Origin of the sequence: Nocardiopsis alba DSM 43377, from assembly GCF_000341225.1 — a bacterium.
Classification (GTDB): Bacteria; Actinomycetota; Actinomycetes; order Streptosporangiales; family Streptosporangiaceae; genus Nocardiopsis; species Nocardiopsis alba.
In genome coordinates this window covers 75,299-101,132 of record NZ_ANAC01000006.1, presented here as the reverse complement: position 1 = coordinate 101,132, position 25,834 = coordinate 75,299, and the positions used below count along the sequence as shown (strand labels likewise).

Sequence of the window (25,834 nt, the reverse complement as noted above, 5' to 3'; positions counted from 1 at the left end):
GCGCGGGGGCGGGCGGGCGCCGCCGGCCCGAGTGGCTCGTGCCGGCGGCGTGGACGGACTCTCGGGGCCCGGATCCTCAGGAGCGGAGCGCTTCGACGAGCTCCTGTTCGGTGTCCCTGGACAGGTTGGTCTGTATGACGGTGGGGTCCAGCGGCCGGAAGGCCTCGACGACACGGTCGATGGTGGCGTCGGAGGAGAGCAGGAACACCGCGGCCCGGCCTTGTCGGAGCTCCGAGCCGATCTCCCTGATCATGTCGTCGTCGATGCCGATGTCGGTGAGCCTGCCCGCGACGGCTCCGGCGCCCGCGCCGACGGCCAGCCCCAGGAGCGGGTTGAGGAACAGCAGTCCGATGAGGGTGCCCCACAGGGCCCCGCCGGCGGCTCCGTATCCGGTCAGGTTCACCGTCTGATGGATCCGGGGGCGCCCCTTGTGGTCCTTGTAGGCGTAGGCCGCGTCCTCGAGTTGGAGGAGTTCCCGTCTGTTCAGGTCGGAGGCGATGTCGAGCGCCTGCTCGGCCGTGTCGCGATCGGCCACCCCGAGTACGATCAGTTGCGCCATGGGTGTGCGTTCCCCTGTCGTCGCCGGTCGTCGGCCCGTGGACCACGGACCCAGTCCGGAGAAGCCTTTCCGAGGACGGCTCTGCCCAACGTCACCGGCGGGGACGTATCACGCAAAACCTCACCGACCGTCGGTCGCTCCACGGTCGCGGCGGGCCAGGACCAGACGGGTGACGTAGGGCATCAGGACCCGACCGTCGGGGAAGTTCCGTTCCACGATGGCCTCGAGTTCGGAACGGACGCGCTCCTCACCGACCGCGCGTACGGCGGCCGCCACCCTGCTGGAGGACATCGCCATGCCGAGGTAGCCCTCGGGGGTGAGTTCCCTGACCCAGGACCGGGTGCGCTCGACCACCGACGTCAGACCCGGGACCGCCGAGAACTCGCCGACCAGGTCGTAGGAGCGATAGTGGCGGTCGTAACCGGGGCTGTGGCGTTCGAGCAGACTCTCGTGGTCGTCGATGAACGGGGAGTCCAGGTCACGGTCGTTGGCGAGCGCTGCGAGACTCCCGCCCCTCTCCAGAAGGCGGGCGGCCTCGGCGTAGAAGGCGGGGCGGTCGAACCAGTGCAGGGCCTGCGCGGTCAGGACCAGGGAGGCCGAGGCGTCCGGAAGCGGGATCTCCTCGGCCCGGGCGTTCAGGTATTCGACCTCGCCGCCCTCGGCCGCGGCGGCGGCGCGCATGTCGTCCCCCGGTTCCACTCCGATCACCCTGGGACCGGTCCCGAAGAGGGAGCGAAGGGCGCGGGTGGAGATCCCGGTGCCGGATCCGACGTCGACCAGGAGCCGGACGCCGTCCGGCCCGACCCCGTCGAGCACGTGGTCGCGCAGCGTCGTCAGGATCTCGTCCGGGTAGCCCGGCCGGTGGGCCCGGTAGTTCTCGGCGAGGCCTGCGAAGGCCTGGGTCCGGTCGCTCATGCGCGCTCTCCTCAGGAGACGGGTCCACTGACCCGCATCCTACGGAAGACCCCGCCTAATCGGAGGAATCGCCCTCTTCGAATTTCCTACTGATTCGGTTGACTTCAACCGTATCGGAACCCTACCGTCGAGACACTCCCCGCGAACGGGCCGCGACCGGACGCGTGAGGTGACCTCCGCGCACCCCCGCACGAACGGAGCACCACCGTGACCACCACGACCACGACCGTCCGTCGACTCACCGGGCGCGTCGGCGCCGGGATCACCGGTGTGGCGCTCGGCCCCGACCTGGACAGGGACACGCTCGCACGGGTCCGCGAGGCCCTCCTCGCCCACAAGGTGATCTTCTTCCGCGACCAGCACCACCTCACGGACGAGACCCAGGCCGGCTTCGCCTCCCTCCTCGGCCCCCTCACCACCCCGCACCCCACCACCGGAGCGACCTTCGGGCGAGAGCATCACGTCCTTCCCATCGACTCCGAGAAGGGCCGGGCCGACAGCTGGCACACCGACGTGACCTTCGTCGACCGCCCCCCTCAGGCGAGCGTGCTGCGAGCGGTCCACCTGCCCCCGCACGGCGGCGACACGACCTGGGCCAACACGGTCACCGCCTACCGGGACCTGCCCGAACCGTTGAGGGTTCTCGCCGACGGGCTGCGCGCCGTCCACGGCAACGACTACGACTACGCCGCCGTCACCCCCGAACGGGCACCGACCGGCGACCTGAAGAGATACCGCGACGCGTTCGTCTCCACCGTGTACAAGACCGAGCACCCCGTGGTGCGCGTGCACCCCGAGACCGGGGAGCGGGCCCTGTTCCTCGGCCACTTCGCCCAGCGCTTCCCCGGCCTGAGCACCAAGGACTTCCAGTACCTGTTCGAACTGTTCCAGCAGCGGGTGACCCGACCGGAGAACACCGTGCGCTGGACCTGGCGCGAGGGCGACGTGGCCGTGTGGGACAACCGCGCCACCCAGCACTACGCGGTGGCCGACTACGGCGACCACCCTCGTCTCATGCACCGGATCACCGTCGCGGGCGACCTCCCCCGAGGGGTGGACGGAAGCACGAGCCGTTCCCTGGTCGGAGACTCCTCCGGATACACCCCCGACCTCTGATACCAGAGCCTCGCCTCGGCGGGCCGGCGCCCCGGCCCGCCGCCCTCCTTCGATCGACGGTCAGGCCGCGCGGTCCCTCCGGTACTCCGAGGGGCTGACCCCGCGGTGGGCCTTGAAGGCCGCGCTGAACGCGAACGCGCTTCCGTACCCCACCCGCGCGGCCACCGATTCGAGCCCCAGCGCGGGTTCGGCGACGAGCAGGTCGCAGGCCAGGGCCAGCCGCCAAGAACGGAGATAGGTCATGGGAGGGTCACCGACCGCGCGTTGAAAGCGGGCGGACAGAGTGGTCCGCGAGACCGCGCACTCGGCGGCCAGCGCCTCCAGTCCCCAAGGGTGTTCGGGGCGTTCGTGCATCAGGTCCAGGGCCCGGGCCACGATCGGATCGTGTCGCGCGCCGAGCCGGTTCGGGCCGGTGTCCGGGTGCGTCTCGAGCCAGGCCCGGACCGCCATGATGAGCAGACAGTCGAGCAGCCGGTCGTTGAGCGCGCCCCGGGCGACCCGTTCTGTGGTCACCTCCCGGGACAGCAGGTCGACCAGGGACGGCTCGACGGCACCGGACGGCAGGAGGGTCAGCGGCGGCAGGGCGGCCAGGGCCAGACGGCCGACCTCTCCCGCGTCCTCGTAGACGCCGATCACCATCGAGTCCTCACCGTCGGGATCGTTCCCCCAGGTCCCGACACCGTGGCCCATCGTGAGGTGGACCTCCTCACCTCCGGCGGCCACACAGCGCTGCCCGGGCTCGATGGTGATGTCGGGGCGACGCCCGAGGCGGTCGGACACCACGTAGGGCTCCGGACCTCGGACGAGGACGACGTCGCCGCGCCCCGCCTCGATCCGTTCGGCGCCCGTGGCCAACCACAGACGCCCCGAGGTCACCACGATCAGGTCGAGGGCGGCCCCGGCACGGATATCGATGGCCCAGGGGGGACTCATGACGGCGCGCAGGGTGAAGGCGCAGCGGGCCCGGGGGCCGTCCAGCAGATGCACGAGAGGGTCCATGCACTCAGAGTAGATCCGGACGTTCTCTTATGGAATCCGGTTCATAGACCATGGATCGTACGAGTCTTCTCCGCTGTAGTGGAGACATGACAACGAACCACAGCACCGCACGCGTCCTCGTCACCGGCGGCACCGGCATGACCGGAGGCCGTGTCGCCCGCCTTCTGTCCGAGCGCGGCGTCGACCCTCGGATCGCCTCCCGGTCCGGGCACGCCGAGACCGACACCCCTCCCTTCGACTGGCACGCCCCCGACACCTGGGACGCCGTCCTGGAGGGGGTCGACGCCGTCTACCTCTGCTACTCACCCGACCTGGCGCTGCCCGGGGCCGCCGAGACCGTGTCCGCGTTCGCCGCGCGCGCCGTCTCGCACGGCGTACGACGGGCGGTCCTGCTGTCCGGCCGCGGGGAGCCCCTGGCCCGACGCGCCGAGGAGGAGGTGCGCGCGGTCCTTCCCGAGCTGACCGTGGTGCGCTGTGCCTTCTTCGCCCAGAACCTCTCCGAGGGCTTCTTCCTGGGCTCGGTCCACTCCGGGGTCCTGGCCCTGCCCGTGGCGGACGTGCCCGAACCCTTCGTCGACCTGGACGACGTCGCCGAGGCCACGGCGCGGGCCCTGACCGAGGAGGGGCACGGCGGACGACTGTACGAGATGACCGGACCACGGGCCCTGACCTTCACCGAGGCCGCCGAGGTCGTGGGTACGGCGGCGGGTCGCGAGGTGGTCTGTGTGAGCGTTCCCCCGGAGGCGTTCGTCGCCGGGGCCGTCGCCGAAGGGGTTCCGGAGGAGGCCGCGGCCGGCCTGGCCGCCCTGTTCGGGGAGGTCCTCGACGGGCGCAACACGGGGATCGCCGACGGTGTGGAGCGGGCCCTGGGACGCCCCGCCGGGAGCTTCGAGGCCTATGTCTCCCGCACGGTCGGCACCGGCGTCTGGTCGGCCCGGTGATCTCCGGGGCCCGGCCTCGCCCACCGGGCCCCGCCGCACCAAGGCGGGTCCGAGAGCCCGCAAAGAAAGCTTCGAGTGTCTGGCGTCACAATTCGACCAAGTGGTAGGTTCGTGGCCGGCCGCCGGCCGACACCGGCGGGGCCGCCACGCACGACCCGCGAGGAGTGCCGTGACCGATACCGAGAGCCCACGACACGAGCCCAAGGGCGAACGCACGCGGCGGCGGATCCTCGACTCCGCCACCGAACTCTTCTCCCGGTCCGGCTACCGGGCGGTCTCCCTCCGCGACATCGCCGCGCACGCGGGCCTCACCCATTCGGGGGTGCTCCACCACTTCCCGAACAAGGAGTCCACCCTCATCCATGTGCTGAGCCGACGCGACGAGATCGACGCCCCGCTCGTACTGGACCCGGACCTGGGCCCCGCCGAACTCATCGACAACCTCGTCCGGATCGTCGAACGCAACACCCGCACCCCCTGGCTGGTCTCGCTCTACGTCAACCTGTCGGCCGAGGCCACCGACCCCGCCCACCCGGCGCACACCTACTTCTACGGTCGCTACCGGATCCTGCGGGAACACCTCGTCCCGGCCTTCGCCGCCCTGCTCGAAGACCGCGCGGGCCCCTCCCCCGAGCTGGCCGCCCGCCAGTTCATCGCCCTCCAGGACGGGCTCCAGGTCCAGTGGCTCCTCGACCCCGGCGCCGTCGACATGCGTGCCGCGGTCGTCTCCTTCCTGCGCACCCTCGGCATCACCCCGCCGAGCGCCCCGTCCACCGACGAAAGGCACGTATGAGCAGTGACGCCCCCTCCCCCGACCTGATCGCGAAGGCCTCCGTCACCTCCGGTTCCGGTGTCTGGCACACCACCCCGCTCCCGGGGGTCCTGCGCCGTCTGCACCTGACCGACGGACCGCACGGGATCCGACAGCAGACCGAGGAGGGAGACCATCTCGGCATCGCCGGCAGCGCGCCCGCCACCTGCTTCCCTCCGGCCGTCGCCCTCGGCTCCACCTGGAACCCCGAGCTGGTACGAAGGGTCGGCGCCGCCCTGGGCGCCGAGGCGAGCGCCATGGGCGTGGACGTGGTGCTGGGACCGGGCATGAACATCAAGCGCTCCCCCCTGTGCGGGCGCAACTTCGAGTACGTCTCCGAGGACCCGCACGTCACCGCGCGGATCGCCGCCGCCCTGGTGGAGGGGATCCAGTCCGAGGGCGTGGGCGCGTGCGTGAAGCACTTCGCCGCCAACAACCAGGAGACCGACCGCATGCGGTCCAGCTCCGACGTGGACGAGCGCACGCTGCGCGAGATCTACCTCTCGGCCTTCGAGGAGGTCGTGCGCACCACCGCTCCGGCGATGGTGATGTGCTCCTACAACCGCCTCAACGGGGTGTACACGAGCCAGGACCCGTGGCTGCTCACCACCGTGCTGCGCGAGGAGTGGGGCTTCGACGGGGTGGTCGTCTCGGACTGGGGCGCCGTGGTCGACCGGGTCGAGGCGGTGCGCGCAGGCCTCGATCTGGAGATGCCGCCGAGCGGGACCGACCGGCGGATCGTCGACGCCGTCGTCGAGGGGCGGCTGGAGGAATCGGTCCTGGACACCGTCGTGGAACGGCTGCGCGGGCTCCAGGAACGGGTGTCCTCCGACCCCTCACGGCCCCCCGAACACGAGGCGCACCGAGAACTGGCCCGCGAGGCCGCCCGAGAGGCGCTGGTCCTGCTGAGGAACGAGAACGGGGCCCTCCCCCTGGAGCCGGGACTCTCGATCGCGGTCGTGGGCGAGTTCGCCCGCACCCCCCGTTATCAGGGCGGCGGCTCCTCCCACGTGGTGCCGACCCGGGTGACCGACGCCCTCGCCGCGTTCCGCGAGGCGTTGCCGGAGGGGGCGGCGCGGTTCGCTCCCGGGTTCACCCTGGACGGGACGGACGCCCCCGGTCTCGCCGACGAGGCGGTCGCCCTCGCGGAGGAGACCGACGTCGCCGTGCTGTTCCTGGGGCTCCCCGAATCCCTGGAGTCCGAGGGTTTCGACCGCACCGACATCGACCTGCCCGCCGAACAGCTCGCGCTGCTCGCCCGGGTGCGTCGGGTGAGCGAGCGGGTCGTGGTGGTCCTGGCCAACGGCGGTGTGGTGTCGGTGGCCGACTGGCGGGACGACGCCGACGCCGTCCTGGAGGGATGGCTGCCCGGGCAGGAGGGCGGCGCCGCCATCGTCGACGTACTGACCGGAGCGGCGTCGCCGTCCGGACGGCTCACCGAGACCGTCCCGCTGCGCCTGTCCGACCACCCGTCCTACCTGAACTTCCCCGGAGAGCACGGACACGTGCGCTATGGCGAGGGGGTGTTCGTGGGCTACCGGTACTTCGACACCCTCGACCGACCGGTGGCCCACCCCTTCGGTCACGGGCTCACCTACACCACGTTCGCCTACTCCGACCTGGAGGTGACGGAGACCGGAGGGGACGCGTGGACGGTGGCGTTCACCGTCGCCAACACCGGTGGACGGGCCGGACAGGAGGTCGCCCAGATGTACGTCGGCCTGCCCCAGAGCCACCCGACCCGCCCGGTCCGGGAACTGCGCGGCTTCGCGAAGACGGCGTTGGAACCCGGTGAGAGCGTCCGGGTGGAACTGCCGCTGACCGGACGCGACCTGTCCACCTGGGACCCCGAGCACGGACGGTGGTCCCTGGCCGCGGGCACGTACACGGTGTCGGTGGGCGCCTCCTCGCGGGACATACGACTGACCGGTGAGGCGGTGACCTCCGGCGACCGGTTCGCGCCGGCGCTGACCCGACGTTCCACCCTGAAGGAGTGGAGCTCGCACCCGATCGGCGGCCCGGTCCTGGCCGAGATCCGCGCGGGCATGGAGGGGCTGGACGCGGTGCCCGAAGAACTGATGCGCATGGCCGACTCGCTGCCGATCGTCGCCCTGGCCACCTTCGGGGAGGGCGTGACCGAGGAGATGGTCGACCTGCTCGTCGCCGACGTGGAGACCCGACGACTGGCGGCGATCGAGCGCGGCGAGATCACCGGCTGAGCCCCGGGGCGGGTCCTCGGGCCCGTCCCTCTCCGCGCCCTTCGACGATCAGACGCGGACCAGCCGGGACAGGGAGTCGCGGTTCCGTTCGAGCTCGTCGATGCGCGCGTCGAGCGCGGCCACCTCCCGGCGGATGGTGGCGAGCAGGTCCGGGCACATCTCCAGGTCGATCGGCTCCTCCGAGCCCTCCCGTACACACGGCAGGACCGAGGCGATGGTGCGGGTGGTCAACCCCATGTCCAGCAGGGCCCGGATGCGCAGGACCACGCGCGGGGCGCGTTCCTCGTAGACCCGGTATCCGTTGAGCGAACGCGTGGACTCCAACAGCCCCTGTTCCTCGTAGTAGCGCAGAAGTCTGCGGCTGACGCCCGTACGCTCGGACAGCTCACCGATCCGCATGCCGTGGCCCACCTCACCTTGACCCTCACACCGGTGTGACGATCTAGCTTCACACCCATGAACGAACAGTACTCGTACACGATCGAGGGCTCCGGACCAGGCCTTCTCCTCGCCCACGGGGCCGGTGGCGGCATCGAGGCGAACTTCGGTCCGCTCATGGCCGACCTGCGCGGCACGCACACCGTGGTCGGCCCCGACCTGCCCGGGGCGGGCGCCACACCGCGTTCCGCCTCCCCTCTCGACCTCGACACGGTCGCCGACACCCTCGTCGCCACCGCCGTGGGCGCCGGGGTGGAACGCTTCACCGTCCTCGGCTACTCCCTGGGGACCGCGGTGGCGGTACGCGCGGCCACCCGGCATCCGGACCGGGTGGAGGGGCTGGTCTTGACGGCGGGGGTCGCCCGCCCCGACCATCGGACCCGACTGACCCTGGGCCTGTGGCGGGAGCTGCTGGACGGCGACCGTGCGCTCTTGGCCCGCTTCGCCACCCTGGTCGCGGCCGGGGCCCCGACCCTGGAGGCGCTCTCCGCCGAGGAACTGACGGCTCGGCTGCGCGCCGCCGAGGGCTTCGTACCTGAAGGGAGCCCCGAACAGGTGGACCTGGCCGCCTCGGTGGACACCCGCGACGACCTGCCCCGGATCACCGTGCCCACCCTGGTCGTGGCCACCACCCTGGACCGTCTGGTCCCCCCGGAGGCCTCGCGCGAACTCGCCGAGGGCATCCCCGGGGCCGAGTACGCCGAGGTGGGGTCCGGCCACCTGATCGCCGACGAGGCCCCCGACGCCTGGCTGTCCCTGGTGCGCGACTTCCTGGACCGCCACGACCGCGCCCGCGTGTGAGGAGGACGGAGCGGGTGACGGGGGGACGGACCGGACCCGGGGTCAGTCGACCCGGATGACGCCGCGCCGCAGAGCCGTGGTGATCGCAGCGGTCCGGTTGTCCACGCCGAGCTTGTCGAACACGTGCACCAGGTGGGTCTTGACCGTGGCCTCGCTGATGAACAGCTCCCGGGAGATGGCCCGATTGGACAGCCCTCGGGCCAGCAACCGGAGGATCTCCAGCTCCCGCCCGCTCAGGGACGGACGCGGCGAACGCAGCCGGTCCATGAGTCGGTCGGCGACGTCGGGGGCCAGTGCGGTCCGTCCTCGAGCGGCGGTGCGCACCGCCTCGCGGAGCTGGTCCGGCGGCGCGTCCTTGAGCATGTAACCGGTGGCCCCCGCCTCGACCGCGGCGAGGATGTCGGCGTCGGTGTCGTAGGTGGTCAGGACCAGGACCTGCGGCGGGTCGGGGAGGTCGTTGACGTTCCGGATGGCGGTGACCCCGTCCATCCCCTCGCCCATCCGCAGATCCATCAGCACGATGTCCACCTCGGTCCCGGAGCGGAGTACGGCGAGGGCGGACTCCCCGTCCGCGGCCTCGGCGACCACGCCCATGTCCGGGATCTCGGCGAACATGGCCTTGAGTCCGTGGCGTACGACCGGATGGTCGTCCACCAACAGAATGCGCAGGGGGCGTTCGGTCACGTGCTCTCCTCCATGGTCAACGGCAGGCGGACGGCGACGGCGGTGCCCTCCCCCGGGGCCGACTCGACCTCCAGGGCTCCGCCCAGGGCGGCCACGCGTTCGCGCAGGGCGGCGATCCCGTAACCGGTCCCGTCCGGCCGGGGCCCCTGTTCCTCGGGCACGAACCCCACACCGTCGTCGTACACGTCCAGGGTGACCTCCTCGTCCAGGTACCCGAGGGTGACCACCACGGTGGTGGCGTGGGCGTGCGCGGCCACGTTGGCGAGCCCGGCCTGCGCGGCCCGCAGCAGGGCCACCTCGTAGCCCGGGGGCAGTTCGACGGGGGCGCCGTCCAGCCGGAAACGGTGCTCGACCCCGTCGGCACGGGTCGCCACGGCGCAGAGTCGGCGCAGCGCCTCGGGCAGGTTCGCCCCGGTCAGCGAGGGCGGGGCGAGGTCCCGAACGAACCCGCGCGCCTCGGCCAGGTTGTCGGAGGCGCTCTCCCTGGCCTCGGCGATCCTGGTGACGGCCAGATCGGGATCGTCCGGAAGGGCGTTCTCCGCCGATCTCAACAACAGGACGATGCCGGACAGCCCCTGCGCGAGGGTGTCGTGGATCTCCCGGGACAGCCGTTCGCGCTCGTCCAGGACCCCGGCGCGGCGCTGGGACGCGGCGAGTTCGTCGCGGGTCCTGGTGAGGGTGTCGATGAGCTCCCGGCGCCGTTCGCTCTCCCGGTACAGGGCCGTGTACCCGGCGGCGATGGCCAGCGCGAACATCGCGCCGAGCACCGGTCCCAGCACCATCCCGGCGGTGAGGTCCCCCTGGTGCAACGCCTGCCCCAGGACCACCGTCCCGGTGATGACCACGACCGCGACCACCGAGTGCGCTCCGCGCAGCAGATGCAGGTGCAGGAAGTACAGCGGGAAGGCCAGCCAGACGAAATCCGGATCCGCCCAGGCCAGGAGGGCCCACAGCGCGGTGACGGCGGCCAGCCACACCAGGGAGAGGACGCGGTGCGCGCCGTGCCGGACGGCCAGGGCGCCGAGGCAGTAGACCAGGCCCAGCAGGATCGCCCCGCAGAGCACCGACCACCGGATCCACGCCGGGTGGGCCCCGCCCCCTTCGAGCGGACCCGCCGCGTAGCGGACGGTCGCCCACCCGAGCAGGAAGAGGAAGCAGGCGTGCAACAGCAGTCGTAGCGCCCTGAGCACCGCCGTCACCCCGGGCGGCTCGGCCCGTCCCTCCGTGCTGTACCGCATCACCGCAGCGTACGACGGGGGCCGCCGTTCCGGCATCAACCGTTCGATGGAGTTCGCGCTCCACCTCTCCCCGTCCGAGAACGCTCCGTTCGCCCGATGACGACGGCTCCCTCGACGACCAGGCTGGAAACACGTCCACCGCGGTGCCCGAGCACCGCCCGTGTCTTCGAAAGGAGGGCCGCCGTGTTCGTCGCACTTCGTGACATCCGATTCGCCAAAGGGCGATTCGCACTGATGGGCTCCGTCGTCGCTCTGATCACCCTGCTCATCGTCCTGTTGTCGGGGCTGACCGCCGGCCTGGCCGACCAGTCCACCTCGGCGATCAAGGGACTTCCGGCGAGCCACATCGTGTTCGGCACCTCCGGCGAGGAGGCCCCCGAGGAGTCCTACGCCGACAGCACCGTCACCCGGGCCCAGGTCGACGCCTGGGCCCGGACCGACGGGGTGGAGTGGGCGGAGCCGCTCGGCGTCACCCAGAGTCGGCTCGAACTCTCGAACGGGGACGGTGCCGCCGTGGCCCTGTTCGGCGCCCCTTCCGGAGGGCGGCTCGCGTCCGTCCCGGGAACGACGGCGCACGGGCTGGTGGTGGGCGAGGAGCTCGCCGAGGAGTACGGGATCGCCTCGGGGGACACCGTCACCGTGGGAGGCACGGAGCTGACCGTGGACGCCGTCGCGCCCACCGGCTCCTACAGCCACACCCCGGCGGTGTGGGCCGACATCGAGACCTGGCGGGAGATCGATCCGCGGCTACGGCACGCCGAGGGCGCGGACGCCCCCGTCGCGAACGTCGTCGCCCTCGGCCTCGCCTCGGGAACGGACACCGCGCCGACCGACGAGGCGGCCGGGACCGTCACCGTGCCTCTGGCGGACAGTCTGGACGCGATCGGGTCCTTCTCCTCCGAGAACGGTTCGCTGGTCACCATGCAGGCCTTCCTGTACGCGATCTCCGCCCTGGTGATCGGAGCGTTCCTCACCGTCTGGACGATCCAGCGCGCCGGGGACATCGCGATCCTCAAGGCACTGGGCGGGTCCACCCGCTACCTGCTGCGCGACGCCCTGGCCCAGGCGTTGATCGTCCTGCTCGCGGGCGCCGCCGCCGGTGGCGCCGTCGGGGTGGGGCTGGGCGCTCTGGCCGGCTCCGTTCTCCCCTTCTCCTCGACCGTGGCCACCACGGTCGGCCCGGTGGCCGCCATGGTCGTGCTGGGCATGCTCGGCGCGGCGCTGGCCGTCCGCCGCATCACCTCCGTCGACCCGTTGACCGCCCTGGGAGGCGTCCGATGAGCCTGGAACTGAACGACGTGACCCTGACCTACCCCGACGGGGACGGGGTGGTGACCGCCCTGGACCGGGTGTCGGTCCGGGTGGCCCCCGGTGAGCTGGCCGCGGTGATCGGCCCCTCCGGTTCGGGGAAGTCGAGCCTGTTGGCGGTGGCCGCGACCCTGATCCGCCCCGACTCGGGACGTGTGACCGTGGGCGACGTGGACACCCTGGGGCTGCGGCCCCGGGAACTGGCGGCGCTCCGGCTGTCGAAGGTCGGGATCGTCTTCCAACAGCCGAACCTGATCCCTTCGTTGACCGTGGTGGATCAGCTCCTGGTCACCGAGCACATGCGGGCCCGATCGGTACGCGAGGCCCGGGCGTCGGCGATGGAGACGTTGGCCGCGGTGGGTCTGGCGGGCAAGGAGCACCGTCACCCGCACCGGCTGTCCGGTGGAGAACGCCAGCGGGTGAACATCGCACGGGCCCTGGTCGGACGTCCGAGCGCTCTGCTGGTCGACGAGCCGACCGCCGCTCTGGACCACGACCGTGGGGCGCGGATCATGGAGCTGATCGAGGAGGCGACCCGGACCTTCGAGGTGGCGACGTTGCTGGTCACCCACGACACCGAACACCTGGGGACGGTCGCGCGGATCCTGGAGATGCGCGACGGACGTCTGCGCGCCCTGGACCCCGCCTGAGTCGCCCGGGCCCGGGGCCGGCTCCGGCTCCGGGCCCGGGTTCCGGTTCAGGGCACCTGGTACTCGGAATCGCGGACGTCGGTGATGGCCATGTGGCCCGGGGCGTGGCCGATGGCGAACTCGGGGGCCGAGGCCATGACGGCGGCCTGCGGGGTGACACCGCAGGCCCAGAAGACCGGGATCTCGCCCTCACGGATCTCCACCGGGTCGCCGTAGTCGGGCTCGGCCAGGTCTCCGATGCCCAGGGCCGCGGGGTCGCCGACGTGCACCGGAGCGCCGTGGACCGCCGGATAGCGGGAGGTGATCCGCACCGCGTCGGCGACCCGGTCGGCGGGGATCGGTCGCATCGACACCACGAGCGGCCCGGAGAAGCGGCCGGCGGGCCGGCAAGGGCGGTCGGTCCTGTACATGGCGACGTTGGTACCCGCCTCGATGTGCCGGACCGGGACCCCCGCCTCCAGGAGAGGCGTCTCGAAGGTGAAGCTGCACCCGATGAGGAAGGAGACCAGGTCCTCGCGCCACAGGTCGACCACCTCGGAGCGTTCCTCGACGTACTCGCCGTTCCGGTAGACCCGGTAGGCGGGCAGGTCGGTGCTCAGATCGCCGTCGAACACCGAGGCGGAGACCTCACCCGGTTCGGTGACGTCCAGGACCGGGCAGGACTTCGGGTTGCGCTGGGCGAACAGCAGGAAGTCGAAGGCCAGGTCGCGCGGTAGGCAGAGCAGGTTGGCCTGGGCGTGGCCGGGGCTGTAGCCGGAGGTGGGTACGCGCAGACCGGCGCGGAACAGTTCCCGGGCCTGAGCGGGCGACAGGGCGACCGGGTCACGGGGCGGTGCGGGGCTCATGGCTCTACCTCCACGGGACGAAACGGATACGGGTGCCGGGGCGGGCCTGGGCGGCGTCGGGCAGGTCGTCCGAACACACGACGGCGATCACCGGATAGCCGCCGGTGACCGGATGGTCGGCGAGGAACAGGACGGGTTCGCCGTCGGGCGGGATCTGAAGGGAGCCGGGGACCATGCCCTCGCTGGGCAGCTCCCCCTCGCGCGCCCGTTCCAGGGCGGGGCCCGAGAGGCGGGCGCCGACCCGGTCGCTGCGGGAGGTCACCTCGTAGGGGGACGAGAGCAGGGCCCGATGGGCGTCCTCGGTGAACCAGTCGTCGCGCGGGCCGAAACGGACCCGGAGCGTCACCTCGTCGGCCCCGACCGGGGCTGTGGGGGCGTGGTCCAGGTTCGGGAGGGCCGCCGGCGCGGGACCGACCGGGAGCAGGTCGCCGGGACCGGGGACGGCGGGGCCCAGGCCGGCGAGCACGTCGGTGCTGCGCGACCCCAGGACCGGCGGTACGTCCACCCCTCCGCGTACGGCCAGGTAGGTGCGCAGCCCTCGGGCGGGGGTGCCCAACGAGAGTTCGGCCCCGTCGGCCAGGTGCAGGACCTCGTCGAGGGCGGCGCCGCGCCCGTCCACCCGCACCGGGGTCGGGGCACCGGTGACCGCGACCGTCACCGGGCCGCGGGCCCGGACGCGGAGCCCGCCGAGGGTGACCTCCAGAGTGGCGGCTCCGACGGGGTTGGCGACCAGCCGGTTGGCCAGGGCGTGGGAACGGGGGTCGGCGGCGCCGGAGCGCCCCACGCCGAGGGCGGCGTGACCACGGCGACCGATGTCCTGCACCGTGGTCATGGGGCCGGTGGCCAGGATCTCCAGGCGGCTCACACGACCTCCTCGAAGCGCACCCGTACCCCGGGACGCAGCAGCCCGGGCGGGTCCCGTTCCAGGTCCCAGGTGACGAGGTCGGTACGGCCCAACAGCTGCCACCCTCCCGGGGAGACACGCGGGTAGACACCGGTGAACTCCCCGGCCAGCGCCACGGCGCCCTTGGGGACCCTGGTCCTGGCCTCGCCCCGTCGTGGGACGTTCAGGCGAGGGTCGTCGCCGACCATGTAGCCGAAGCCGGGCGCGAACCCGCAGAAGGCGACGGTCCACGTGGCCGAGGTGTGGGCCCGCACGACCTCGCGCGGGCTCATCCCGGTGAGCGCGGCGATGTCGTCGAGATCCTCTCCGTCGTAGCGCACCGGGACGGTGACGGTCTCCCCGCTCCCCCGGACGACGTCGGTGTCCAGGGTGAGCTCGGAGACGGCGGAGGCGACGGCGTCGGGGTCGGTGCCGGGCTCCAGCCTCAGCAGGACGGTACGCGCGGCGGGCACGACGTCGGACACGCCGGGCGGGGGCGCCGTCTCCAGCGCGGCACCGAGGGCGATGACCTGGTCGAGATCGGCGACCTCGACCAGGACCCCGGTGTCCGCGCAGTTCAGGATGCGCAAGGACTGCTCCAGTTCCGGTGGGGCGGGCGCGCGGGCCCGCCCCGTGGTGGTCGGTCGTCGGCGGTGCGCCGACGCGGCGGTCGGTCAGGCCCCGGTGAAGGGGACGATGTCGACCCCTTCGGCGCGCAGCCTCTCGGCCACGGCCCGGGCGATGTCGACGGCGCCGGGGCTGTCGCCGTGCACGCACAGGGAGTCGGCCTCGACCAGGATCTCGGTGCCGTCGATCGCGGTGATCGGCTCTCCCCGGGCGATGCGCAGGCAGCGGGCGGCGATGGCCTCGGGGTCGTGCAGGACGGAGCCGGGTTCGCGCCGGGAGACCAGGGTGCCCTCGGGCGTGTAGGCCCGGTCGGCGAAGGCCTCGCGGTAGGTGGTCAGCCCCGCCGCCTCGGCCTTCTCCAGGAACCGGGATCCGGGCAGGCCGAGCACGGGCAGCTCCGGGTCGAAGGCGCGGACCGCCTCCACGACCGCGGCGGCCTGCGCCTCGTGGTGGACGATCGCGTTGTAGAGGGCCCCGTGCGGCTTGACGTAGCGGATGCGCTCCCCGGTCAGCGCGGTGAACGCCGACAGGGCCCCGAGCTGGTAGAGGACCTCGTCGGTGAGCTCGGCCGGCGGCACGTCGACGAAGCGACGGCCGAACCCGGCCAGGTCCCGATAGGCGACGTGGCCGCCGACGGCCACCCCGCGCGCGGCCGCCTCGGCGGTGGTGCGCCGCAGGGTCGACGGGTCGCCGGCGTGGAATCCGCAGGCGACGTTGGCGCTGGTGACGATGGACAGCAGGGTCCGGTCGTCGCCCAGTTCCCAGCGTCCGAAGCTCTCTCCGAGGTCGGAGTTGAGGTCGATGCGCATCGTGATGCTCCTCTTTTCGGGGGTTCTACCCCGGATCGATGGGGTCCGTCACTGCCAGAGTTCGGCGATCCCGCCCAGCGACCTGACCGCCATGTAGACGGTGAGCGCCCAGGCCAGGACACCGACGACGAGCAGCCAACGCGGGTAGCGGTAGCCGCCGAGCAGGGTCGCCGAGTGCCGGTAGGCCACCCACAACAGCAGGCCGAGGCCGACCGGCAGGATGACGCCGTTGAGCGCGCCGGCCATGACCAGCAGGGTGCCCGGGGCCTGGCCGGAGATCAGGAAGATCCCCAGCGAGATCCCGATGAAGGCGGTGACCAGCTTGCCCTTGTGCCGTTCCAGCCACGGCGAGAACGTGGTGACGAAGGAGATCGAGGTGTAGGAGGCGCCGATCACGGAGCTGACCGCGGCCGCCCACAGGATGACGCCGAACAGGCGCAGGCCCACCTCGCCGGCGGCCTGGTAGAAGGCCTCGGCCGAGGGGTTGGGCGCGTCCATCAGGGAGACCCCGCCGACGACGACCCCGAGGATCGCGAGGAAGAGCACCACACGCATGATCCCGGTGACGATGATGCCGGTGACGGAGACCCTCGTGATGGCCGAGACGTTCTCCGGTCCGCCCCGCCCCTGCTCGATGAGCCGGTGGGCGCCCGCGTAGGTGATGTACCCGCCGACGGTGCCGCCGATGATCGTGATGGTGGCCAGGAAGAGGTCGCTCGCGGCCGCTTCGGGCAGCACGGCCTGGCGCAGCGCCTCGCCCACCGGAGGACGGGAGACGACGGCCACGTACAGGGTGAGGGCGATCATCAGCAGACCGAGGACCACCAGGACCCGGTCCAGGGCCGCGCCCAACCGCTTCACCGCGAGGATGACGATGGCGACGAGGGCCGAGAGGATCGCGCCGACACGTGTATCGAGGCCGATCATCGCGTCCAGGCCCAGGCCGGTGCCGGCGATGTTACCGACGTTGAAGATGAGGCCGCCGAAGACGATGAGGGCCGCCAACAGGTAGCCGGCTCCGGGAAGGACCTTGTTGGCCAGATCCTGGGCCCGCATGTTCGAGACGCCGATGACCCGCCACACGTTCAACTGGACGGCGATGTCGACCAGGATCGAGATGAGGATGGCGAAGGCGAACGCGGCACCGAGCTGGGCGGTGAAGGTGGTCGTCTGGGTGATGAAGCCGGGGCCGATGGCGCTGGTGGCCATCAGGAACATGGCGCCGAGCAGGCCACTGCTCAGGGCCACACGACCGAAACGTGGACGCACCGGGGTCGGGGACGACCCCGAGGTCTGGTCGCTCATGCGGTTCTCCAGGTACTCCGGGAGGGGTGGGATGTGGCCAACCTCATTGTTGGATCGTTGAACAATACTGCAATCCGACGATCCCTGATAAGGGTCGGGCCGGTAAAAACATCCCGACTCCGCTGCGTAACATTGAGGGACGACCACGCCCCGCACGGGCGACCGAGCAGCCGAGGGAGCTCACGTGACGGCGACCGACGACCACATCGACCGGTTGCCCGCACCCGCGCTGACCAGGCCCACCAGCCAGGCCGAACGTGTCGCCGACATGCTCCGCACCTTCATCATCGAAGGCGAGCTGGCCCCCGGGGTGCGCCTGTCCGAGGAAAGACTCAGCCGCAAGTACCAGGTCTCCCGCAACACCCTGCGCGAGGCCTTCCGCCTACTGAGCCGTGAGCGTCTGCTGGTGCACCGTATGCACCGGGGCGTGTTCGTCGCCCGCCCCACCGGCGAGGACGTCCGCGACCTCTTCAGAGCCAGACGCGCCCTGGAACTGCCCGCCGTGCGCGAGGCGGACCGGGCCCCGAGGGAGTTGGTCGAGGCGGTCGGAGCCGCGGTCACCGAAGGAGAGGCCGCCCGCGCCGAAGAGGACTGGTGGCGGATGGGAAGCGCGAACATGCGCTTCCACGAGGCCCTGGCCGGGCTGGCCAGGAGCGCCCGGGTCGACGAGTTCATGCGTCAGGTCCTGGCCGAGACCCGCCTCGTCTTCCACGTGATGGCCGCGCCCAAGGAGTTCCACGACCCCTATCTGCCGTGGAACCGCCGTATCCACCTGGCGCTGGTCGCCGAGGACACCGAGGACGCCGCCGCGGAGCTGACGGAGTACCTGGCGACCTCCGAGGAGCAACTGATCAGGGCCTTCGACGCGATGGACCCCGCCGCGGAGACCTGAGCGAGGCGTGGGACGGCGCTCCGGCCCCGCCCGTGACACCACACGGGCCCCACCGTCACCACGGATCTTGGTCCCAAGTTCCTCCGCCAGAGGTCCCGAAGTGCCAGAATGGGACACGTAATGGAACTGAACGGACGCCCCGTCAGCACGGGAGAACTCGCCGGCCTCGCCCTCCAGGGCTACGGACACTTCACGACCATGCTGGTCACGGATCTACGCGTACGAGGTCTGCGTCTGCACACCGAACGCCTGGCCCGGGACTGCGCGACCCTCTTCGGCACCGAACTCGACATCCCCCGCGTACGCGAACTCGCCCGACGCGCGGCCCGCGCGCACCCTTCGCCCTCCGTCGTCCGGGTCACCGTCTACGACCCCTCCCTGGACCTGGCCCACCCCGCCGCACGCCCCCTCCCCCAGATCCTCATCTCCACCCGCCCCGCCCCCACGCCCTCCTCCGAACCGATCCGACTCGGCACCCGCCCGTACGCCCGGGACGCCCCCACCATCAAGAGCACCGGCCTGTTCGGCGAGATCCGTCAACGCCGCGCCGCCCAGTCCGACGGTTTCGACGACGCCCTCTTCATGGGGGTGGACGGCCGGATCTCCGAAGGCCCCACCTGGAACATCGGCTTCCTCGACGACTCCGGGCTCGTCTGGCCCCAGGCCCCCTGTCTGCCCGGCGTCACCATGCGCCTCGTCGAACAGGCCGCCGAGACGCTCGACATCCCCGTCTCCACCCGCCCGCTCACCGCCGTCACCGCCACCCGCATGTCGGGCGCCTTCATCACCAACTCCGCCTCCGGGGTCCGCCCGGTCACCGCCATCGACGGCGTACAGCTGCCCCGGGCCGGATACCTCGACGCCCTCGTCAAGGCCTACGAGGAGATTCGGGGAGAGCTGTTGTAGGGCTGTGTTCGCTTTGCGCCTCCGCTTCGCTTCGGCGCGTGTTCGGGCAACCCCCCGTGGTTGATGCAGGAGACCACGTGCCCCTTACACCCTGCCGGGGCCGGGGCCCGAGAGTGTTTGTTCTGCGCGGCCGGGCCACCAGAGGCGGGGGCCCACGTCCAGGGCCAGCGCGGGGATGAGCAGGGTGCGCACGAGCAGGGCGTCCACGAGCACCCCGAAGGCGACCAGGAAGGCCAACTGGAGCAGGAACAACAACGGGATCACCGCGAGCGCCGCGAAGGTCGCCGCCAGGACCACACCGGCGGAGGTGATCACCCCTCCGGTGACGGTGAGGGCGCGCAGCACACCCTCCCGATGACCGTGGACCAGGGTCTCCTCGCGGGCCCGCGACATCAGGAAGATGCTGTAGTCGATACCGAGCGCCACCAGGAACACGAACGCGAACAGCGGCACCACGGGGTCGGCGCCCGGCAGATCCAGGACGTGATCGAACACCAGCGTGCCCACCCCGAGGGCGGTGGCGAACGAGAGCACGTTGACGGCCATGAGCAGGAGCGGCGCCACCAACGAACGCAGCAGCGGGATCAGCACCAGGAACACCACCACGAGCACGAGCGGCACCACGACGGCGAAGTCCCGCCGGGCGGTCTCGCGCGTGTCGAGGTCGGTGGCGTCGACCCCGCCGACGAGGGCTTCGGCCCCCGCCACCGCGTGCACGCTCTCACGTAGATCGCGCACGGTGTCGACGGCGGCGGTGGTCTCGGACACGGCGGCCAGGTCGACCTCGACCAGCGACCGCCCGTCCTCCACCAGTACGGCGCCCTCCGCACCGGGAGGCCCGGGCTCGCTCACGGGGGTCGCGACCTCCACACCGGGGGTGTCCTCGGCGGCGGCCACGATCTCGTCGACCCGATCGGCGTCGGTGACCACCAACGCCGGGGCCGCACCGGAGTCGGGGCCGAAGCCGCGTTCCAGGGTCTCCTGGCCGTCGACCGCCTCGACCTCGGTGCGGAACACGTCGGCCTGACCGGTGCCCTCGGCCGTGAAGAGGGGCGCGAAGACGGCCGCGGCCAGCAACAGCGCGGTGGTGGACAGCCAGATCAGGCGCGGACGGCGACCGACGAGACGGGCGATCCCGCCCCAGAGACGGTGGCGTTCCAGGATCCGGTCGGTGCTCTGTTCCTCGACCCGTCCGAGACGGTGCGGGGAGACGGGCCAGAAGGCGGCGCGGCCGCACAGGGCCAGGGCGGCGGGGAGGAACGTCATCGCGGCGAGCATGGCGGCGACGACACCGATGGCGACCACCGGACCGAGGCTGCTCGTGGAGTTGAGATCGGCCGCCAACAGGCAGAGCAGGCCGAGGATGACGGTGCCGCCGGAGGCCAGGACCGGTCCGGTGACGCCTCGGACGGCGGCGAGCACGGCGTCCGTGACGCTCTCCCTAGCCGCGAGTTCCTCTCGGTAGCGGGCCACGAGTAGGAGGGCGTAGTCGGTGCAGGCCCCCACGACGAGGATGAACAGGATGCCCTGGCTCTGACCGTTGAGGCTGATCAGGCCGCTGTCGGCGGCGGCGTAGACGAGGGCTCCGGACAGTCCGAGCGCCAGGAGGGAGGCGACGATGACCAGGATCGGCAGGAGCGGCGAGCGGTAGACGGCGATGAGGATGACCAGCACGGCGACGACCGCGACCATCAGGAGGGTGGAGTCGATGCCTCCGAAGGCGGCGGAGAGGTCGGCCGCGTAGCCGGCGGGGCCGGTGACCTGGGCTCGGAGGCCGTCGACGGGTTCGTCGGCGAGGAGGGCGCGCAGTTCGGTCACGGAGTCGCCGGTGTCGTGGCGGTCGTCGATGGAGACGATGATCCGGGCGACGGAGGGGTCCTCGGTACCGGGGATCGGCCCGATGACCGGGCCGGTCGTCCAGGGCTGTTCGCCGATCCGCTCCGCGAGGGTCTCGGCCTCGGCGAGTCGGTCATCGGTGATGGCCTCGTCTCCGGAGAGCACGATGAAGGCGGGGACCCCGTCGGCGCGGTCGAAGTCCTGGGCGATCCGGTCGGCCTCGGTGGATTCGGCGCCGTCGGGGAGGAAGGCGGCGGGGTCGTTGGTCTGGACCTCGCCGAGTCTGCCGAGGAAGGCTCCGAGGGGGCCGGCGCCGAGGAGCCACACGATCGTGACCAGGAGCGCGGCCCCGGCCCACCATCGTGATCGTCGAGGCGGGTTCTGGCTTGGTGTGCTCACCGAGGGGTCCTTCCTCATGCGCTCTACAGATATCTAGAAAAACAAGCTTCTCGGAAATCTAGCTAATTTCGGGTACACGCTACCCCCGTTCGCGCGTTCCGCGCGAACGGGGGCGGCTCAGGCCTCGCCGGTGCCCACCGGTGTGGGCCCCCGTTCCTCCGCCGTACGTTCGGCGCGGTCCGCGATATTGGCCGCCATCGACCCGAAGACCACCCCGTGGAAGGGGGTGACCGCCTTCCAGTACAGGTGTCCGGGCAGTCCACGCGGGTGGAACAGGGCCCTCTGGTGGTAGACGGTGCGTCCGTCCACCTCGCTCACGCCCAACTCCAGCCAGGCGAGTCCGGGCAGACGCATCTCGGCCCGCAGGCGCAACAACCGCCCCGGGACGATCTCCTCCACCCGCCAGAAGTCCAGGGAGTCCCCCACACGGAGACGTTCTGGATCACGGCGCCCGCGGCGCGGCCCCACACCACCGACGGCCAAATCGATCCAGCCGCGCGCGGCCCAGGCCTGCGGCCACGAGTACCAGCCCCGTCTCCCCCCGATCCCCTCGATCACCCGCCACACGACCTCGGGAGGAGCGTCCACGGCACGGGCGCGACGATCGGAGTACAGGCTGCCGCCCGCCCAGTCCGGGTCGGTGGGCAGAGGATCCGAGGGCGCGGTGGGCCAGGACGCCGACGACCAGCGGGTGTCCACCCTGTCCTCGTCGATCCGGCGCAACGCCAACGCCACCGCCCGGTCGAAACCGATCCGCTCATGGTCGTCCAGCAGATCGGACAGGTCGTCCTCCCCCATCACCGCGTCGTGACGGAGCGACTCCACCAAGGGCCGGGCCATCGACGGCGGTATCGGCGTCACGAGCCCCACCCACAGACTCGACAGCCCCGGGGACAGGACGGGAACCCGGATGACGAGTCTGCGGGCGAGCCCGGCCTCGGCGGCGAACCGCTGGATCATCTCCACGTAGGTGAGGGTCTCGGGGCCGCCGATGTCGAAGGCCCGATCGGTGTCGGCGGGCAGGGTGTCGGCCTCCACCAGCAGGCGCAGGACGTCGCGCACGGCGATCGGCTGCACCCGGCTGAGGACCCACTTGGGCGTGGTCATGGCGGGCAGACGCTCGGTCAGGTGGCGCAGCATCTCGAAGGATGCCGACCCCGAGCCGATGATGACCGCCGCGCGCAGCACGACCGTGGGCACCGGACCGGCCAGCAGGAGGTCGGCGACCTCCTTCCGGGAGGCCATGTGCGGCGACAGCGGCACCCCTTCCGGGGCGAGTCCGCCCAGGTAGACCACACGGCCGGCCCGCGCCTCGCCCGCCGCCCGCGCGAAGGTGCGGGCGCCTTCGGCGTCGGCGCTGCCGAAGTCGCCGCCCCCGCTCATGGAGTGCACCAGGTAGTAGGCGACGTCCACGTCGGCCAGGGCCTCGGGAAGCCCCTCCCCCGAGACCACGTCGCCGCGGACCACCTCGACCCGATCGCGCCACGGATGGTCGCGGAGCTTGTCCGGTGACCGGGCCAGGCATCGGACGCGATAGCCGGCGTCGAGCAGTTCCGGGACCAGTCGGCCCCCGATGTAGCCGGTGGCCCCGGTGACCAGGGCGAGGCGCCCGCGCCCCTGTCGGCGGGCGTCTCCCCCTCCCCCGGGGTCCGCGGCCGTCATGAGCGCCGTCCGTCGGCCGTACCGTTCGCGCGACGGTGGTCGCCCGTGTCACCGTTCTCACCGGCCCGACCGGACTCGTATCCCGCCCGGTAGGCGTCGTCGTCCGAGGTCTCCCCGCGTTCGTGTCGGCCGCCCGCCTCGGGAGCGGTCGCGCCCGAGTCCTCGGTGCGCGGCGCGGGGACCGCGTCGTGGTGCCTGGCCTCCCGCTGTCGGCGGTAGGGGTTGTCCTCGCCCAACCCTCCGCTGAACCGGCCGTACATGCCGAAGGTCATCACCACCAGCCCCACGCCGAAGCTGAAGATCACGTTGGGCATGGAGAAGGCGAGGATGTTCGGTCCCATGCTCATCAGGTAGAGGTTGACCAGGCCGCTGACGACGAAGGCCACCCCGACCACGACGCACACGGTGGACGCGAACGTTCCGCCCAACACCATCGCGCCCACCAGCAGCGAACCGATCGCGACCGACAGGAAGCTCAACGCCCCGTTGGTGGACAGTCCCGCGATCACCTCGCCCTGGGTGTCGAACAACGGCAGCCGTACGAGCAGCCCGGCGATACCGAAGCCGATGAGGAACAGTCCCGTGAGCCCGGCACCGACCCGGTAGACGATGTCGAGCCTTCGATCCGTTCGACGCCTGGTGTCCAGTTTCATGGTGTGGCCCCTTTCGGTGCTCTCCCGACTAGAGTCGGAGGTCGGCGACGTGTGTCACAAGTCGCACCGCTTTCGCAACGTGTCGAGGTGCCATGAACGACGCGCTCACCCCCGGTGCCGCGGCCCGGCTGCTCGGGGTCGCGCCGACCACGCTGCGCAGCTGGGACCGGCGGTACGGGATCGGTCCGGGCGAACGCAGCCCCGGTGGTCACCGCCGGTACTCGCCGGCCGACATGGACCGGCTGCGGGAGCTGTGCCGCCTGGTCGGCGAGGGCTTTCCGCCCGCCTCGGCGGCACGGCGGGTCCTGGAACAGGACGCCCCGACGTACCGGTCCACGTCCGCCGACGTGTCATCCGAGGATTCCCCGGATGAGGTACACCGAACCGGACACGAGGCCACATACGCCCCATCAGGTGGCTCTCTCGCCCCTTCGGACCACGGGTCCGGCCGGCCCTCACGACGTCGTTCCGGCGGGGACACACTCCCCCTGGGCCCCGCGCCGCCGCTCCTCCAGGGGATCGCCCGCGCCGCCATGCGCATGGACTGCGAGCTCGTGGAACGGCTGTTGTGGTCGGCGCTGGAGGAGCACGGAACCGTGGCGACCTGGGAGAACCTGGCCATGCCCCTGCTGTACGGAATGGGGCGCAAGTGGGAGGACACCCGACGCTACGTGGAGGTCGAGCACCTGCTGTCGTGGTCGGTCTCCTCGGTCCTGCGGCGGGTCACCGGCCCGGCCTCCTCTACCACGAGGCCCGTGGTCCTGGCGTGTCTCCCGCACGAGATGCACGGACTGCCCTTGGAGGCCTTGGCGGCGGCACTGCGCGAGAGGGGTCGGCCACAACGGGTGCTGGGCCCGTGCACCCCGGCCGAGGCGACCGTGCGCACCATCGCGCGGACCGCGCCGAGCGCCGTGGTGCTCTGGTGCCACGCCAAGGGCGATCAGGGGGTCGCGACCCTGAGGGCCGTCGCCCGGGCGACCGGCGCGGGTCGCCTCCGCACGGCCTTGTACACGGCGGGGCCCGGCTGGCGGGAGGCGGGGCCCCTCACCCGGATCACGGACGGCCACCTCTCCTCCCTCACCGAGGCGATGACCCACCTGCTCCGTTGAGGCCGCGACCGGGCCGACCGACCCGGGAACGCAGGACGTACCACAGATGGTCCAGGGTGCTGTGGGACATGGCCGCGACCGGGGTGGTCAGCCCCATCGCCAACTCCCGGCGCACGGATGAGGCACCGTCGAGGAACGCCAGGACGTCACCGAGCCGGTTCCCCGCGAAGAGCCGGGCGAAGAAGTCGGAGCCGCGCACCCGACCGGTGTCCAGGGCGCGCAGCATGACGGCGTCCATGGCCAGGTGCCGGGCCCGGTACGGCACCGGCGGGATCGGGGTCCGCCCCTCGGCCAGGGCCTCGGCCACCGCGGCCGCCTGGCGCGAGGCGCCTCCGAAGGTGTAGCCGGTGGAGGGGCGGGTCGCCCCGCCCGCGGCGCCGATCCGGAACAGCCGTCGCCCCACCCGGGTCGGGAAGGGCGCGTCGGTCATGGGGATCACCCCCTGCTCGGAGGAGACCACCTCGAAGTCCTCCAATCCGATGGCGGCGCTGTAGGCGTCCAGGGCCGCCTCGTACTCGGCGGTGCTCAGAACGGAACGGCCGAACTCGGTGTACTCCACCAGGGCTTCGCGGGAGGACAGCGGAAGCACGTAGCCGAAGGCCACGCCGGTGGACGGCTGTGGCGGTCGAAGGTCCATGAGCACGGCGCTCTCGGGGTCGAAGGCCTCCTTCGGGGTCCGGACGAACCATCCCCGGAAGTGTTGGAGCAGGGTGGTGCGCCCGCCGCTCCGAGCGGCCGGCGGGCGGGAGTCGAAGACCCAGCGCGCGGTGAGTCGGACGTCGGCCCCTCGCGGATCGGTGGCGTGGACCGTGGCGTGTTCGGGGCCGTCGCTCAGAGCGGTCACGAACAGTTCCCGCTGGTCGAGGTGCTCGTCGGCCCGGCCGCGCACGAACGCGACCACGTCGTCGGAGCGCAGCATCTTGTACCGGTAGGGGTCGGCCGCGGAGCGGTGGCGCGCCCCATCGGCGCCCACCACGGTCAGGTCGCGCCATCGGGCCGCCAGAAGGGGCTCCCAGAGACCGTCCCCCTCCTCCCAGAAACACCAGGTACGCGGGGGCGGGGTGTGCGGTCCGGGCGGAGGCTCCAGCAGGGCCGTGCGCAGGGGTCGTCCGCGTCGTTCGTTGACCTCGCCGATGTGATGGGCCAGGGTGAGCCCTGCGGCGCCCCCTCCGATGATCACCACGTCATAGTCGGCCATACCACCAGCATGCCGGTGACCTCGGGTGAAC

The 25,834-nt window shown here is 71.8% G+C and carries 25 protein-coding genes; 10 read left to right on the top strand and 15 right to left on the bottom strand.

The annotated features are described in order from the left end of the window. Positions 1 to 76 precede the first annotated feature (76 nt). The gene (locus D451_RS0105285) at positions 77 to 559 is read right to left on the bottom strand and encodes a DUF1269 domain-containing protein (RefSeq protein ID WP_014910241.1); all 483 of its coding nucleotides are present in this window, start codon (positions 557 to 559) and stop codon (positions 77 to 79) included. Positions 560 to 679: 120 nt separating this feature from the next. Next, positions 680 to 1,474, bottom strand: a complete 795-nt coding sequence (locus tag D451_RS0105280; protein ID WP_017533668.1) for a class I SAM-dependent methyltransferase — start codon at positions 1,472 to 1,474, stop codon at positions 680 to 682. A gap of 207 nt (positions 1,475 to 1,681) precedes the next feature. On the opposite strand from D451_RS0105280, the gene D451_RS0105275 reads away from it, so the two are divergent. After that, positions 1,682 to 2,590, top strand: coding sequence for a TauD/TfdA dioxygenase family protein (locus D451_RS0105275; protein ID WP_017533667.1), 909 nt, complete (start codon positions 1,682 to 1,684; stop codon positions 2,588 to 2,590). Between the two features lie 60 nt (positions 2,591 to 2,650). On the opposite strand, the gene D451_RS0105270 is transcribed toward D451_RS0105275, so the two are convergent. Beyond that, positions 2,651 to 3,589 carry an AraC family transcriptional regulator gene (locus D451_RS0105270; protein WP_017533666.1) on the bottom strand — a complete coding sequence of 313 codons (939 nt, stop codon included), beginning with the start codon at positions 3,587 to 3,589 and terminating at the stop codon, positions 2,651 to 2,653. 86 nt (positions 3,590 to 3,675) lie between these two features. Between D451_RS0105270 and D451_RS0105265 the strand changes: the two genes are divergently transcribed. From D451_RS0105265 to D451_RS0105255, 3 genes are all read left to right on the top strand, one after another. Beyond that, positions 3,676 to 4,530, top strand: coding sequence for an NAD-dependent epimerase/dehydratase family protein (locus tag D451_RS0105265; protein WP_193789593.1), 855 nt, complete (start codon positions 3,676 to 3,678; stop codon positions 4,528 to 4,530). 169 nt (positions 4,531 to 4,699) lie between these two features. Next, positions 4,700 to 5,323, top strand: a complete 624-nt coding sequence (locus D451_RS0105260; RefSeq protein WP_017533664.1) for a TetR/AcrR family transcriptional regulator — start codon at positions 4,700 to 4,702, stop codon at positions 5,321 to 5,323. After that, a complete protein-coding gene (locus tag D451_RS0105255) occupies positions 5,320 to 7,560 on the top strand; it encodes a glycoside hydrolase family 3 C-terminal domain-containing protein (RefSeq protein WP_017533663.1) in 2,241 nt (746 codons plus the stop codon). Before D451_RS0105260 ends, D451_RS0105255 begins: the two co-directional genes overlap by 4 nt. A 48-nt stretch (positions 7,561 to 7,608) precedes the next feature. Here D451_RS0105255 and D451_RS0105250 read toward each other — a convergent pair whose 3' ends face one another. Further along, complete coding sequence (locus D451_RS0105250; protein ID WP_017533662.1) at positions 7,609 to 7,959, bottom strand: MerR family transcriptional regulator; 351 nt, start codon at positions 7,957 to 7,959, stop codon at positions 7,609 to 7,611. Positions 7,960 to 8,016: 57 nt separating this feature from the next. On the opposite strand from D451_RS0105250, the gene D451_RS0105245 reads away from it, so the two are divergent. Next, on the top strand, positions 8,017 to 8,799 hold the full coding sequence (locus tag D451_RS0105245; protein WP_017533661.1) for an alpha/beta fold hydrolase: 783 nt from the start codon (positions 8,017 to 8,019) through the stop codon (positions 8,797 to 8,799). A gap of 42 nt (positions 8,800 to 8,841) precedes the next feature. Here D451_RS0105245 and D451_RS0105240 read toward each other — a convergent pair whose 3' ends face one another. Next, positions 8,842 to 9,483 carry a response regulator gene (locus tag D451_RS0105240; RefSeq protein WP_014913445.1) on the bottom strand — a complete coding sequence of 214 codons (642 nt, stop codon included), beginning with the start codon at positions 9,481 to 9,483 and terminating at the stop codon, positions 8,842 to 8,844. Beyond that, on the bottom strand, positions 9,480 to 10,721 hold the full coding sequence (locus D451_RS0105235) for a sensor histidine kinase (protein ID WP_017533660.1): 1,242 nt from the start codon (positions 10,719 to 10,721) through the stop codon (positions 9,480 to 9,482). Before D451_RS0105235 ends, D451_RS0105240 begins: the two co-directional genes overlap by 4 nt. A 183-nt stretch (positions 10,722 to 10,904) precedes the next feature. On the opposite strand from D451_RS0105235, the gene D451_RS0105230 reads away from it, so the two are divergent. Next, positions 10,905 to 12,002 carry an ABC transporter permease gene (locus tag D451_RS0105230; protein WP_017533659.1) on the top strand — a complete coding sequence of 366 codons (1,098 nt, stop codon included), beginning with the start codon at positions 10,905 to 10,907 and terminating at the stop codon, positions 12,000 to 12,002. Then, positions 11,999 to 12,679, top strand: a complete 681-nt coding sequence (locus tag D451_RS0105225; protein ID WP_017533658.1) for an ABC transporter ATP-binding protein — start codon at positions 11,999 to 12,001, stop codon at positions 12,677 to 12,679. The genes D451_RS0105230 and D451_RS0105225 overlap by 4 nt, the downstream gene beginning before the upstream one ends. Before the next feature lie 47 nt (positions 12,680 to 12,726). On the opposite strand, the gene D451_RS0105220 is transcribed toward D451_RS0105225, so the two are convergent. The 5 genes from D451_RS0105220 to D451_RS0105200 form a co-directional block, all read right to left on the bottom strand. Next, entirely contained in the window at positions 12,727 to 13,524 is a 798-nt protein-coding gene (locus D451_RS0105220; RefSeq protein ID WP_017533657.1) for a putative hydro-lyase, read from the bottom strand. Positions 13,525 to 13,528: 4 nt separating this feature from the next. Continuing rightward, positions 13,529 to 14,389 carry a 5-oxoprolinase subunit C family protein gene (locus tag D451_RS0105215; RefSeq protein WP_014909179.1) on the bottom strand — a complete coding sequence of 287 codons (861 nt, stop codon included), beginning with the start codon at positions 14,387 to 14,389 and terminating at the stop codon, positions 13,529 to 13,531. Continuing rightward, the gene (locus D451_RS0105210; RefSeq protein WP_017533656.1) at positions 14,386 to 14,997 is read right to left on the bottom strand and encodes a 5-oxoprolinase subunit B family protein; all 612 of its coding nucleotides are present in this window, start codon (positions 14,995 to 14,997) and stop codon (positions 14,386 to 14,388) included. The genes D451_RS0105215 and D451_RS0105210 overlap by 4 nt, the downstream gene beginning before the upstream one ends. A gap of 84 nt (positions 14,998 to 15,081) precedes the next feature. Next, positions 15,082 to 15,843: a LamB/YcsF family protein gene (locus D451_RS0105205; RefSeq protein WP_017533655.1), complete on the bottom strand. Its 762-nt coding sequence runs from the start codon at positions 15,841 to 15,843 to the stop codon at positions 15,082 to 15,084. A 48-nt stretch (positions 15,844 to 15,891) separates the two neighbouring features. Continuing rightward, positions 15,892 to 17,148, bottom strand: coding sequence for an NRAMP family divalent metal transporter (locus D451_RS0105200; protein ID WP_017533654.1), 1,257 nt, complete (start codon positions 17,146 to 17,148; stop codon positions 15,892 to 15,894). A 184-nt stretch (positions 17,149 to 17,332) separates the two neighbouring features. On the opposite strand from D451_RS0105200, the gene D451_RS0105195 reads away from it, so the two are divergent. Next, positions 17,333 to 18,040: a GntR family transcriptional regulator gene (locus D451_RS0105195; protein WP_017533653.1), complete on the top strand. Its 708-nt coding sequence runs from the start codon at positions 17,333 to 17,335 to the stop codon at positions 18,038 to 18,040. 120 nt (positions 18,041 to 18,160) lie between these two features. Next, positions 18,161 to 18,946, top strand: a complete 786-nt coding sequence (locus tag D451_RS0105190) for an aminotransferase class IV family protein (RefSeq protein WP_017533652.1) — start codon at positions 18,161 to 18,163, stop codon at positions 18,944 to 18,946. A gap of 84 nt (positions 18,947 to 19,030) precedes the next feature. On the opposite strand, the gene D451_RS0105185 is transcribed toward D451_RS0105190, so the two are convergent. From D451_RS0105185 to D451_RS0105175, 3 genes are all read right to left on the bottom strand, one after another. Beyond that, positions 19,031 to 21,199, bottom strand: a complete 2,169-nt coding sequence (locus D451_RS0105185) for an MMPL family transporter (RefSeq protein WP_017533651.1) — start codon at positions 21,197 to 21,199, stop codon at positions 19,031 to 19,033. Between the two features lie 99 nt (positions 21,200 to 21,298). Next, complete coding sequence (locus tag D451_RS0105180) at positions 21,299 to 22,843, bottom strand: SDR family oxidoreductase (RefSeq protein ID WP_017533650.1); 1,545 nt, start codon at positions 22,841 to 22,843, stop codon at positions 21,299 to 21,301. Beyond that, on the bottom strand, positions 22,840 to 23,496 hold the full coding sequence (locus D451_RS0105175) for a DUF4383 domain-containing protein (protein WP_017533649.1): 657 nt from the start codon (positions 23,494 to 23,496) through the stop codon (positions 22,840 to 22,842). The genes D451_RS0105180 and D451_RS0105175 overlap by 4 nt, the downstream gene beginning before the upstream one ends. Before the next feature lie 92 nt (positions 23,497 to 23,588). On the opposite strand from D451_RS0105175, the gene D451_RS0105170 reads away from it, so the two are divergent. Next, a complete protein-coding gene (locus D451_RS0105170) occupies positions 23,589 to 24,605 on the top strand; it encodes a MerR family transcriptional regulator (protein WP_017533648.1) in 1,017 nt (338 codons plus the stop codon). Here D451_RS0105170 and D451_RS0105165 read toward each other — a convergent pair. After that, a complete protein-coding gene (locus tag D451_RS0105165) occupies positions 24,574 to 25,803 on the bottom strand; it encodes a lycopene cyclase family protein (protein WP_017533647.1) in 1,230 nt (409 codons plus the stop codon). The genes D451_RS0105170 and D451_RS0105165 overlap by 32 nt on opposite strands. Between the last annotated feature and the right edge of the window lie 31 nt (positions 25,804 to 25,834).